Source organism: Oceanobacillus rekensis (assembly GCF_002153375.1).
Classification (GTDB): domain Bacteria; phylum Bacillota; class Bacilli; order Bacillales; family Amphibacillaceae; genus Oceanobacillus; species Oceanobacillus rekensis.
In genome coordinates, this window is the sequence record NZ_MTBQ01000009.1 from 18,613 (window position 1) to 30,653 (window position 12,041).

General features: G+C 38.9%; 10 protein-coding genes. 9 read left to right on the top strand and 1 reads right to left on the bottom strand.

Annotated elements, in window-relative coordinates; translation table 11 throughout:
- Positions 1 to 28 precede the first annotated feature (28 nt).
- The 7 genes from BV906_RS17465 to BV906_RS17495 all read left to right on the top strand — a co-directional run bounded on the left by BV906_RS17465 (position 29) and on the right by BV906_RS17495 (position 6,746).
- The gene (locus tag BV906_RS17465) at positions 29 to 943 is read left to right on the top strand and encodes an acetaldehyde dehydrogenase (acetylating) (RefSeq protein WP_087974909.1); all 915 of its coding nucleotides are present in this window, start codon (positions 29 to 31) and stop codon (positions 941 to 943) included.
- A complete protein-coding gene (gene dmpG, locus BV906_RS17470) occupies positions 940 to 1,962 on the top strand; it encodes a 4-hydroxy-2-oxovalerate aldolase (protein WP_087974910.1) in 1,023 nt (340 codons plus the stop codon). Before BV906_RS17465 ends, dmpG begins: the two co-directional genes overlap by 4 nt.
- Positions 1,963 to 2,182: 220 nt before the next feature.
- Positions 2,183 to 3,322 carry an acyl-CoA dehydrogenase gene (locus BV906_RS17475; protein WP_087974911.1) on the top strand — a complete coding sequence of 380 codons (1,140 nt, stop codon included), beginning with the start codon at positions 2,183 to 2,185 and terminating at the stop codon, positions 3,320 to 3,322.
- Positions 3,323 to 3,464: 142 nt separating this feature from the next.
- Complete coding sequence (locus tag BV906_RS17480) at positions 3,465 to 4,241, top strand: 2-keto-4-pentenoate hydratase (RefSeq protein WP_087974912.1); 777 nt, start codon at positions 3,465 to 3,467, stop codon at positions 4,239 to 4,241.
- Between the two features lie 18 nt (positions 4,242 to 4,259).
- Positions 4,260 to 5,051 carry a 2-keto-4-pentenoate hydratase gene (locus BV906_RS17485; protein ID WP_087974913.1) on the top strand — a complete coding sequence of 264 codons (792 nt, stop codon included), beginning with the start codon at positions 4,260 to 4,262 and terminating at the stop codon, positions 5,049 to 5,051.
- A gap of 8 nt (positions 5,052 to 5,059) precedes the next feature.
- Positions 5,060 to 5,272, top strand: coding sequence for a 2-hydroxymuconate tautomerase (locus BV906_RS17490; RefSeq protein WP_342744421.1), 213 nt, complete (start codon positions 5,060 to 5,062; stop codon positions 5,270 to 5,272).
- Between the two features lies 1 nt (position 5,273).
- Positions 5,274 to 6,746 carry an aldehyde dehydrogenase gene (locus tag BV906_RS17495; RefSeq protein WP_087974915.1) on the top strand — a complete coding sequence of 491 codons (1,473 nt, stop codon included), beginning with the start codon at positions 5,274 to 5,276 and terminating at the stop codon, positions 6,744 to 6,746.
- 291 nt (positions 6,747 to 7,037) lie between these two features.
- On the opposite strand, the gene BV906_RS17500 is transcribed toward BV906_RS17495, so the two are convergent.
- Complete coding sequence (locus BV906_RS17500) at positions 7,038 to 8,384, bottom strand: MFS transporter (protein ID WP_087974916.1); 1,347 nt, start codon at positions 8,382 to 8,384, stop codon at positions 7,038 to 7,040.
- Positions 8,385 to 9,213: 829 nt separating this feature from the next.
- On the opposite strand from BV906_RS17500, the gene BV906_RS17505 reads away from it, so the two are divergent.
- Both BV906_RS17505 and BV906_RS17510 read left to right on the top strand, forming a co-directional pair.
- On the top strand, positions 9,214 to 9,984 hold the full coding sequence (locus BV906_RS17505) for a gluconate 2-dehydrogenase subunit 3 family protein (protein ID WP_087974917.1): 771 nt from the start codon (positions 9,214 to 9,216) through the stop codon (positions 9,982 to 9,984).
- Positions 9,985 to 10,056: 72 nt separating this feature from the next.
- A complete protein-coding gene (locus BV906_RS17510) occupies positions 10,057 to 11,769 on the top strand; it encodes a GMC family oxidoreductase (RefSeq protein ID WP_087974918.1) in 1,713 nt (570 codons plus the stop codon).
- Positions 11,770 to 12,041 lie beyond the last annotated feature (272 nt).

Sequence of the window (12,041 nt, forward strand, 5' to 3'; positions counted from 1 at the left end):
AGATTAATAGAGAGGAAGGTGGAAGGTCATGTCAAAAGTGAAAGTGGCGATATTAGGGTCTGGAAATATTGGTACAGACCTAATGTATAAAATTTTAAAGAATGATGGCTCTATGGAGTTATCATTAGTGGCTGGTATTGACCCTGAATCGGAAGGTTTACATAGAGCGAGGGAAGCAGGGGTTGGGTCGAGTCATGAAGGAATTAAAGATATTTTAGCTGATCCAGATATTAAAATCGTTTTTGATGCAACGAGTGCAAAAGCTCATATTCAAGCTGCTGAACAACTAAGAGAAGCGGGTAAAATGGCAATTGATTTAACACCTGCAGCAGTAGGACCTTACTTGGTACCACCTGTAAATTTGAATGAGCATATTGAAGCGAGAAATGTAAACATGGTTTCTTGTGCTGGGCAAGCAACTACTCCCCTAGTTCATGCAGTTTCACGAGTCGTTCCTGTTCACTATGCTGAAATGATTGCTACGGTAGCTAGTCGTGCGATTGGTCCTGGAACAAGACAAAATGTCGATGAGTTTACGCGAACTACTGCAAACTCTTTAGTAAAAGTTGGCGGGGCTACAACTGCTAGAGCAATACCTGTATTTAACCCAGCAGAACCACCAATTACAATGGCAAATACGGTCTATGTAGCGATTAACGAGAAAGATTTTGACTTCGATGCAATCAAGAAATCTATCAATGATATTACTAAGGATGTTTCGGAATATGTACCAGGTTATCGTTTGAGAACGGAACCAATTATTGACTATCGTGACACTCCATGGGGGCGTTTACCTGTTGTCGTCATTATGAATGAAGTTGAGGGTGCTGGAGACTTTTTCCCTAAATATGCTGGTAATTTAGATATTATGACAGCATCTGCAAGAAAAGTCGGTGAATTATACGCTAGTCATTTCTTACAAAAAGAGGAGGTACAACGATGAGTATTCCAAGACTTACGGATACAACGTTAAGAGACGGTTCTCATGCTATTAGTTATAGTTTTACTACTGAACAAGTGAAAGAAATTGTACGTGGACTAGATGAAGCAGGCGTTCCAGTGATAGAAGTAAGTCATGGTGCTGGTTTAAATGGTTCCACGATTCAACAAGGATTTTCTAAAACCCCAGAATTTAGACTTATCAAAGCAGCTGTTGAAACAGCAAAGCAAGCGAAAATTGCTTCCTTATTTGTTCCTGGAATCGGTACGAGTGAACAATTAAGGGAAGCAGTAGCAATTGGAATCAAAGCGATTCGAGTAGCTGTTCATTGTACAGAAGCTGATGTTACAGAACAGTATATCCGTTTGGCAAAAGAATTAGATATTGAGGCTGTTGGATTTTTAATGATGTCTCATACACAACCAGCTGAAGTACTTGCCCGTCAAGCGAAACTAATGGAGTCTTATGGAGCGGATTGTGTGTATGTAGTAGATTCAGCGGGAGCGCTTGTTCCACAAGATGTAAGAGAAAGAGTTTCTGCTCTTAAAGATGCATTATCCATCGATGTAGGATTCCATGCACATAATAACTTGGGGTTAGCTATTGGTAATACGGTAGCGGCAATAGAAGCAGGGGCAGATCAAGTCGATGGAACAGTAAGAGCTTTAGGTGCTGGTGCTGGTAATGCTCCAACTGAAGCGATTGTAGCTACATTAAATAAAATGGGAATTGATACAGGTATTAGTTTAGCTGGATTGATGGATTTATCTGAAGAAGTAGTTGCACCAATCATGCCAGGTCCAATTGTTATCGACCGAGATAATTTAGCTAGTGGATATGCGGGTGTATATAACAGTTTTTTATTGCACGTAAAGAAAGCAGCAGAGCAATTTGATTTACATCCTACTGATATTATGGAAGAACTAGGAAAACGTCAAGCCATTGCTGGTCAAGAGGATTGGATTTTAGATGTAGCCCTTGAACTAGTGGAGAAGAAAAAAGGTATTCAGAGTATAAAGTAGCTTAGTAAATAGACTCTCGGAATTTCTGGATTTCCGATTGAAAAACAAATAAACGATCCGATAAGGTATTTTCCAAAAAATCTTACTGTGTGGAATCGAAATATTGTTACAATAAAAAATCTCTCACAAAAGTGGGCGGAAATTGGGTGGTGAATTCATTGCTCCATCCGTACTGGTGAATACCGAGAAAATATACGAGTAAAAGGTGGGAAGATAAATCATGAACTTTCAACTAACAGAAGAACAAGAAATGCTACGCAAAATGGTTCGTGATTTTGCGAAAAAAGATGTCGAGCCAACAGCAGCAGAGCGTGATGAAGAGGAACGATTTGACCGTGAAATTTTTGACAAAATGGCGGAGCTCGGCTTAACGGGTATCCCATGGCAGGAAGAGTATGGTGGGATTGGTGCAGACTATGTCAGTTATGTCATTGCCGTTGAAGAATTGTCACGCGTCTGTGCCTCGACAGGAGTCACGTTGTCGGCGCATTTATCGTTAGCAAGCTGGCCGATTTTTACTTATGGAAATGAAGAACAGAAGAAAAAATTCCTTTATCGATTAGCGACTGGCGAGGCCCTAGGTGCCTATGCATTATCTGAACCAGGTGCAGGCAGTGATGTTGCATCAATGAAAACAACCGCCAAAAAAGATGGTAATGATTATATTTTAAATGGATCGAAAGTATGGATTACAAACGGTGGTGTCGCTGATATCTATCTTGTTTTTGCAAAAACAGATGTAGCTGCAAATCATAAGGGAATCAGTGGATTTATCATTGAAAAAGGAACACCAGGCTTTACTTTTGGTAAAAAGGAAAAGAAATTAGGGATTCGCTCATCACCAACAACCGAACTTATCTTTGAAAATTGCCGTGTACCGCAAGAGAATATGCTAGGGAAAGAAGGCGAGGGTTTTAAAATTGCCATGTCCACACTTGACGGTGGACGAAATGGAATTGCCGCTCAAGCAGTTGGAATTGCCCAAGGAGCACTTGACGCAGCGGTTGATTATGCGAAGGAACGTGAGCAATTCGGCAAGCCGATCTCACACAATCAAGGGATTTCCTTTAAACTAGCCGATATGGCGACAGATGTAGAAGCTGCTCGACTCCTAACCTATCAGGCAGCATGGCTTGAATCGGAGGGTAAGCCATATGGTAAACAATCAGCCATGTCCAAACTATTCGCAGGCGATATCGCGATGCGAACGACGATAGAAGCCGTGCAAGTGTTTGGTGGGTATGGATATACAAAAGATTACCCAGTTGAACGTTATATGCGTGATGCAAAAATTACCCAGATCTACGAAGGAACGAATGAAGTGCAGCGGTTGGTTATTGGCAGAATGCTGACGAAATAACGATTGAAAAAATTATTATTTTATATAAAAGTGATAAATCGAATTAGGAGGGAGGACTGCTTGCCTGATAAGCACATACTTACCTCCATAAAGGACCATGTTTTAATAGAAAAACGACCAAATGATTAAAGGAGGGGTATATATGACAGTACAAGAAGCGGCAACAAGATTATTAGAAGCGGAAAAAGCAAAAAATGTTATTCTACCGTTAACAGAAACATATCCAGGTATTACGGTAGATGAAGCCTACCATACGCAATTAGAATTGATCCGACGTAAAGTAGATGATGGAGCAATCATTGTTGGAAAGAAAATTGGAGCGACTAGTAAGGCAATCCAAAATATGTTTGGTGTCGAGCAACCAGATTATGGTCATCTATTGGATGACATGATGTTTGTCGAAGGGGAAACGATTTCATTAAAAGACTATATTCAACCAAAAGTAGAATTTGAGGTTGCTTTCAAGTTGAAGAAGGACTTAAAGGGTCCAAATGTCACAATAATGGATGTAATGGAGGCTACGGATTATATTGCTCCTGCAATTGAGATTATTGATAGTAGAATTGATGATTGGAAAATTAAATTTGAGGATACGGTAGCAGATAATGGTTCATCAGCAGCGGCTATTATCGGTGGGAAACCAACTAAATTAGATGGTATTGATTTAACTCATATTGGTATGGTTGCTTATAAAAATGGTGAAATGATCGATTCTGGAGCAGGAGCTGCAGTGTTAGGCAATCCATTACGTTCTGTTGCTTGGTTAGCAAACTCTTTAGGTAAATATGATGTTTCGCTTAAAGCTGGTGAAGTTGTGTTATCTGGTGCATTAACCGCTGCAGTAGAAATAGAGGACCAAGATACATTTACAGCAGAATTTAATCATATTGGTTCTATTAGTGTTACGTTTAAACGATAGAAGGAGAGAGGTGATATCATGATTAAAACAGATGTAGTGGATGTAATTGCAAAAGATTTATTTGATGCAGAAAAAAATAAAACTGCAGTGGATAAATTTGTAGATAAGTATCCTGAATTAGATGAGGCTTTAGCATATCAAATTCAAGATAGATTAGTAGAAATGAAAGAAAAGGAAGAAAATACGAAGAGAGTTGGATGGAAATTAGGTCTAACGAGTAAAGCAAAACAGCAAATGATTGGTGTTCATGAGCCTTCTTATGGTGTCTTACTAGAAAGCATGCAATTGAATGAAGGAGAACCGATCTCCATTGCTCCTTTTATTCATGCAAAAGCAGAGCCAGAAATTGCATTTGTTTTAAATAAAGAATTAAAAGGTCCACATGTAAGTGTAGCAGATGTACTTGATGCAACAGAATATGTTGCACCGGCTATCGAAATTATTGATAGTAGATTTTATGGATTTAAATTTACTTTAGCAGATGCAGTAAGTGATAATTCCTCATCTTCCAGATTTATTATTGGGGAACGTTTTTACAGCCCTAAGAACGTGGATTTAAAACTAATGGGATTTGTTTATAGACAAAATGGAGAAATTGCTGCAACTGGTGCTGGAGCGGCTGTAATGGGAAATCCGGCAAGAGCAATTGCTTGGCTTGCAAATAAACTTTATAAAGTTGGTAAGAGTTTGACCCCAGGTGAAGTGATTTTAAGTGGATCTCTATCTGCTGCTCTAGAAATTGCACCAGGAGATCACTATACTGCTAGTTTTGATGGAATCGGTTCCGTTTATGCAATATTTACAGAATAAATAAATAAATAAACAGAGGTGAAAAAATGCCATTTATTCAAGTTAATATTTTAGAAGGAAGAACACCAGAAACAAAAGAGCGCTTTATTCGTGAAGTAACAGATTTGGCTTCAGAAGTTTTCGATGCTCCTGAACAAAGTGTTCGAGTGATGATTAATGAATTACCACCTGAACATTGGGGTATTGCTGGTGAATCAGTGAAAAAACGGAGGGGAAAATAAAATGGCGAGTGTAAAAACAGACGTAAAAGAAATCGGGCTATATATAAATGGTGAATATGTACCTGCTAGTGATAATAATACATTTGATGTAATGAACCCAGCTAACCAAGAACTCATTGCACGTGTTAGTGAAGCTACGGAAGAAGATGTAGACCATGCATGTCGAGTAGCACGAGATGCATTTGAGAATGGCCCTTGGAGACAGATGTCAGTAGAGGAACGTGCTGTTAAATTAAGAAAAATGGCAGATATCATATTAGAAAGAAAAGAAGAAATTGCTCGTTACGACGCAATGGATGTTGGTAAGCCTTATGAAGCTACAGTGGCTCATGAAGTTGCACGTGCAGCAAATAATATTCGTTTCTTTGCAGATTTTGCCGAAAAGCAAGGTGGAGAAACCTATCCAATGGGTGAGGACTTCATCAACTATACTAGGTATGAACCGGTTGGTGTTGCTGCATTAATTACTCCTTGGAACGTTCCATTTATGTTGACGACTTGGAAACTGGGACCATGTCTAGCTGGAGGAAATACGGCTGTCATTAAGCCAGCAGAAAACACTCCTTTATCTGTTTCTCTTTTAGGTGAAATTGCAAAAGAAGCAGGAATTCCTGATGGCGTAGTAAACGTTGTACAAGGGCAAGGTGGAGTTGTAGGTAATGCATTGACTACACATCCAGAAGTTGATTTAGTTTCCTTCACTGGTTCAACTGCTACGGGTAAACGAATCCTAAAAAGTGGTGCAGATACGTTGAAAAAAGTATCATTTGAACTTGGTGGTAAGGCAGCAAACATCATTTTTGAAGATGCGGATCTTGACAAAGCTGTACCAGGTTCCATTCGTGCAGCATTCTTTAACTCAGGTCAAGTATGTCTTGCTGGATCACGAATTCTAGTCGAGCGTTCTATTTTAGATGAATTTTTAGAAAAATTCAAGCAAGCTGCACAGGCTCTAAAAGTAGGGGATCCACAAGAAAAAGGGACAGATATGGGACCATTGGTTAGTGAAGTTCATTATAATAAAGTAACAAGCTACCTTGAAATTGCGAGAGAAGAAGGTGCAGAGCTTATAAGTGGTGGAAAACGCCCATACCTTCCAGAACATTTGAACAATGGTTTCTATCTTGAACCTACTATCTATGTACACGACAATCCGAAAGCTCGTATTTGTCAGGAAGAGATTTTTGGGCCAGTTGTAACAATTATTCCATTTGATACGGAAGAAGAGGCTCTTCAAATAGCTAATGACACGGACTATGGATTAAACGGTGTGGTTTGGACAGAAAACCTTCAAAGAGCACATCGTATCTCTCACAATGTTCGGGCTGGTACGATTTGGGTGAACTGCTGGTTCGTTCGTGACCTTCGCGCTCCATTCGGTGGATTTAAGAAGAGTGGTATGGGAAGAGAAGGCGGCCATCATAGTATGGAATTCTTTACCGAAGCGAAAAATATTTGTATTGCATTGAATTAAAGAAAAGGGCGGTACCCTCAAACTAGGAGAACCGTCCTTTTTTGGGATTAAGTATATTAATCAGAGCATTTTTTCCTAGTATATTTGCTGTTTCTTTTGGAATTCCTCTCCGATGATGGGTCCTTCTGTTACGTTCTCCAATGAAGAGACACATTGATTAATTATAAGCAATTGGAGATCTTAGTGTAATAAATCAAAACCCAAGAATGCATTCTACATCGTAGAATATTCTTGGGTTTTTAAATTATTAAAACGAACAAATTAACACTAACTATTGATAATGAAACTTTATCAAGCCGTCTTCCGTTTATCAAGCTCTATCACACGATCAAAACTTGCATGTTTCTCCTGAACAATGATAAAGGCAAATGCTCCTAGTAAACACGGAATTGCGAATGCCATAAATGCATGCTGTGGAGCCAGGTTCGTTGTAAGCAATAGTGCGATGGCTACAGGTGCAAGTATTCCACCAATTCTCCCAACTCCAACAGCTATACTTAGCCCTGTTGCTCGAATTTCTCGAGGATAGTATTCCGAAATATATGGATTGACTAAATTCTGTGTACCGACTGTACATGCGCCGGCTAAAGCGATGAGTAGATATAATAATAGCGTATTGGATGTCAAACTTAAGAAAACAAAACTAAGAGCCCCAATGAAGAACATCGATATTAATACCCTGCGGTGTCCCATACGTCCGACTAGGATACCACCGAAGATTGATCCGGTAATTTGGCCAATCGAGAGGACAAGATTAAAGGACAAGCTCGAAGCCATTCCATGACCAGAATCTAGCATGATTTTTGGAAGCCATGTTGTTAAACCAGTAATCACTAACATCGAACATCCGACTGCAACCCAAAAGGCTAATGTACTAACAACCCTCTTATTAGTGAATACTTTTTTAACTGGAAATTCCTTTGTACTTTCTTTAAATGCCTCATATTCAAAATTGTCTGTTGCCAGGTAGTTGCCACCAGGGTCGACTTTATTGAGAATACTTGCTATTTTATCCCCTTGCTTGTGGCGAAGATGATAGGAAACGGATTCCGGGAACTGTTTAATGAAAAATGGCAAGGTCAGGAATGGGATAATACTAAGCCAATATAAAAATCTCCACCCAAGACTTTCCATTAAGTACATACCAATTAAAGATGCAATAATTGCACCGATAGAATAACCGCAATACATGATGCCAACGGTTAATGCCCGCTTTTTCTTAGGTGCGTACTCTGTCATCACAGCTACAAGTATTGGCATAACGCCACCAAGTCCCATGGAAGCAACAATGCGCATAGCTAGGAATATATCAGCATTTGGAGCAAAGCCAGATAAAAATGTAAAAACACTGAATAAAAATAAACAAATAGCGATAGCTTTTTTCCTGCCAATAACATCAGATAGAGAACCGAACAGAAACGTGCCGGCCATTGTACCGATGACAGAGTAGCTGCTAATTGCTCCTGCTTCCACAACGGTAATATTATAATCCTCCATCATCAATGGTAATCCAATACCATATAAGGCAACATCAAAGCCATCAAAGGTAATCGTATAAAAACACCAAAGAAATACGAGTAAGTGAAACTTGTTAAATTTACTATTTGCCAAGATTTGTGATGTTTGAATAGTTCGCATAGTAGGTTCTCATTCCTTCCAAGTAGTTTCGCAAAGTCCTTTTGCTTGATTCTTACGGATCCGGAAAAGTAATTAAGTAGGATCATACCACGGGATGAAGAATATACGGTAATGCCTAAAATGTATCACTCGCTATAGTTTAAAACTATAACTAGGAAAAGACTATTTAGCCAGAATCGTTAATCCGGCTAAATCTATTAAAATTTTAAAAACGGAAGTGGTAATTTATAATGAAAATATCCCAATGCTTAGCTTTTTGGAAGTCTGCATATGTACGATAGGGTATTATTACTTATATTATTCACGGTTAACCGGACTATAGAAAAAAGTCAAAAAATATAGTTCGGTAAATTGACAAATTGGTTTATAAGTCCTAAACTATAGTAGGTAATAAACAAAGTAAATGGCTCTTGCCATTTTATGGTAGGTCAACCCGGGTACATGGATATATTATTTAAACATTTTCTACTAATATAGCAAAATAGTTGTGGACTTATATCCTTATAATCATGTATATTAGTGTAATGATTCCGAGAATAAAACCTTTGGGAAAATGACCAACCTTATAGTTTTAATCTATTATTTTATACTATTTTAAAAGAATTAAAGAGAATCTATTTTTGATAGCTTGATACACTGTTTGATTATGCAATCATTATATACTGCAATTATATAACAGAACAAAGAAATAGAGTAAGCAAGCATAAATGAGATGAATGGTACAAATTCGGGGATAACTACATATTTGACTGAAGGGTTTTAAAAATCTTTTAGCAATCCTTGTCACCTCTCTTTACTTCTAATTTTAAATGAATTGGAGGCTTTTTTTATGTCAAATCATGATGAAAAACACCTTGATGCAAACGGTTCCTCAAGACGTAAATTTTTAAAAAGTTCTGGGATGGCTGTTGGGGGAATTGCAGTTGGTGGAGCATTAGGCGGTTTACTTAGTATGAATGGTAAAGGTGAAGAAACATCCACTGCTACAGCGACAAAAGAAACACAACCTGCACAGCAGCATGATCAGGCTTTAGAATATTTTACGAATCGAGCGGATTTCGATTTGCTGGGACAGGCAACGGAGCGAATTTTCCCAGAAGATGATAATGGTCCAGGTGCGATTGGTTTAGGAGTTCCTTATTATATTGATCACCAATTAGCAGGAAAATGGGGAATCAATGCAAAGGATTATAGGCAGGGGCCTTTCTTTGAGGGGGAGCTGAACCAAGGCTATCAATCTCAATTAAAATACCATCAGATTTATGACTTAGGCATTGAAGCAATCGAAAAATATAGTCAAGCGACCTTTGGTGAAGGATTTACAGCATTAGATGGAGAAAAGCAAGATGAAGTCCTTGTAGCTTTAGAAAATGATGAAGTGGACATTCCTGGTCTTAAATCAAGCTTCTTCTTTGAAATTTTACGTAAATCGACATTAGAGGGTGCCTATTCGGATCCACTTTATGGTGGGAATAAAGATATGCAAGGTTGGAAGATGAAAGAGTATCCAGGTGTACAAATGAGCTATTCGGCTGATCAAATTGCATCGGAAGAATTCATCGAAATTAAACCAGCAAGTCTTCATAATACACATAACTAAGAAATTACGACCAACTAATAATGATTTTATACGTTTAGAATATATTAACAGCAGGAAAAGGGGTTTTTGATTATGGTTACGAAACTGCCTAAAACAGACGTTGTAACGGTAGGTGTAGGCTGGACCGGCGGAATTATAGCTGCTGAGGCCAGTAAAGCAGGACTGAAAGTTGTCGGATTAGAACGTGGTGGAAATCGTGGAACAGCAAACTTTGCTATGAAGCATGATGAGCTTCGTTATGCTATACGTGGTGAATTGATGCAGGATTTATCGAGAGAAACGTTAACATTCAGAAACAATAGTGATCAACGTGCATTACCAATGCGTCAATATGGATCCTTCATGTTAGGAAATGGTGTTGGGGGAGCAGGTACACATTGGAACGGAATGACGGACCGTTATAACCCATATGACTTTGAAATTAGATCAAAAACGATTGAAAGATATGGTGAAAGTAAAATTGCAGAGGGGCTACTCATCCAGGATTGGGGAATTACCTATGACGAGATTGAGCCATACTATACGAAGTTTGAAAAGATGGCAGGTATTTCTGCAGACGAGACGCCTCTTCGCGGAGAACGTTCAGAACCCTTCCCAAATCCGGCATTGAAACATGGTCCAGAGCTTGACTTATTTAAAGAAACAACGAAAAAAATGGGGTTGGATCCTTTTACGATACCAGCAGCTAACAACTCACAACCATATGAAAACCCGGACGGTCAGCATTTAGCCGGTTGTCAAATGAACGGATTTTGTGAACGATTCGGTTGTGAATACGGTGCAAAAGCAAGTCCAAACGTTACGGTTATCCCAGCAGCACTAAAAACTGGGAACTTTGACCTTCGTCCTAATTCTGAAGTAATCGAAGTGTTACATGAAGGTGGGAAGGCAACAGGGGTTATTTATGTCGATACGCGTACAGGTGAGAAATTTGAACAACCTGCAGAAATTGTCGCAATAACAAGTTATACGTTTAATAATAATCGCTTGTTACTCAATTCGAAACTTGGTACTCCATATAACCCTAAAACTGGGAAAGGTACGATTGGCAAGAACTATTGTTACCAAATAATTGTCGGGACAGATGGATTTTTCGATGATCGCAAATTCAATACTGCAATTGGGTCTGGTGGACTCGGTGCAACATTAGATAACTTTAATGCCGATAACTTTGATCATACTGATTATGACTTTATACATGGTGGAACGATTATCATGAACCAATCAGGAAAAAGACCAATTGAGAACAACCAAGTTCCTCCAGGTACACCAAGTTGGGGTAAAGAATTTAAAGAGCAATCGTTAAAATACTATAACCGCATGGTGAATGTTCACACATATGGTGCAACTTTACCTCATGTGGATAACTATTTGGATTTAGATCCGACATATAAAGATGTACACGGTAATCCACTTCTTCGTATGACATTTGATTTTTCGGAAACCGACCGTAAACGTGGCAAGTTCCTGAACGACCAAACAAAGAAAATCATGCAAGAAATGGGAGCAACACATGTCTCTGAGAATGAATCTGTTGAGCATTATGACATAACAAAATATCAAGCAACACATAATACAGGTGGTGTTATCATGGGAGCGGACCCTGAAACGTCTGCTGTCAATAATTACCTGCAAATGTGGGAAGCTGATAATGTTTTCGTTGTTGGTGGATCAGCATATCCTCACCAAAGTGGTTACAATGCGACTCAAACTCTAGGAGCGCTTGCTTACCGAGCATCAGAAGGAATCATCAAATTTAGTAAAGACGGCGGCAAGCTCGCTTAATAGTTAAGTATGAAAGGAAGCATGGGGACGGTTCTCATGCTTCCTTTTTATGTAGAGAGAAACGGTCCCCATGCTTCCTCGACTCGGGCGATAGCACCGCTCAAACGGTCGAAGTGCACCTCCGATTAGGTGGATGGTGAAAGTTCTAAAGTTCCTAAGAGTGAATTAAATCAAACGGATTCATCCAGTGGATTTTTATCAACAATCAGAAGACTATTTGAATTCATAGTTTTATAAACCACTAAGTAGTAGGTATAATCCTGTTCGTGCGG

Coding starts and splice junctions, on each gene's coding strand:
- BV906_RS17465 (WP_087974909.1), top strand. CDS start 29: ATGTCAAAAGTGAAAGTGGCGATATTAGGGTCTGGAAATATTGGTACA.
- dmpG (WP_087974910.1), top strand. CDS start 940: ATGAGTATTCCAAGACTTACGGATACAACGTTAAGAGACGGTTCTCAT.
- BV906_RS17475 (WP_087974911.1), top strand. CDS start 2,183: ATGAACTTTCAACTAACAGAAGAACAAGAAATGCTACGCAAAATGGTT.
- BV906_RS17480 (WP_087974912.1), top strand. CDS start 3,465: ATGACAGTACAAGAAGCGGCAACAAGATTATTAGAAGCGGAAAAAGCA.
- BV906_RS17485 (WP_087974913.1), top strand. CDS start 4,260: ATGATTAAAACAGATGTAGTGGATGTAATTGCAAAAGATTTATTTGAT.
- BV906_RS17495 (WP_087974915.1), top strand. CDS start 5,274: ATGGCGAGTGTAAAAACAGACGTAAAAGAAATCGGGCTATATATAAAT.
- BV906_RS17500 (WP_087974916.1), bottom strand. CDS start 8,384: ATGCGAACTATTCAAACATCACAAATCTTGGCAAATAGTAAATTTAAC.
- BV906_RS17505 (WP_087974917.1), top strand. CDS start 9,214: ATGTCAAATCATGATGAAAAACACCTTGATGCAAACGGTTCCTCAAGA.
- BV906_RS17510 (WP_087974918.1), top strand. CDS start 10,057: ATGGTTACGAAACTGCCTAAAACAGACGTTGTAACGGTAGGTGTAGGC.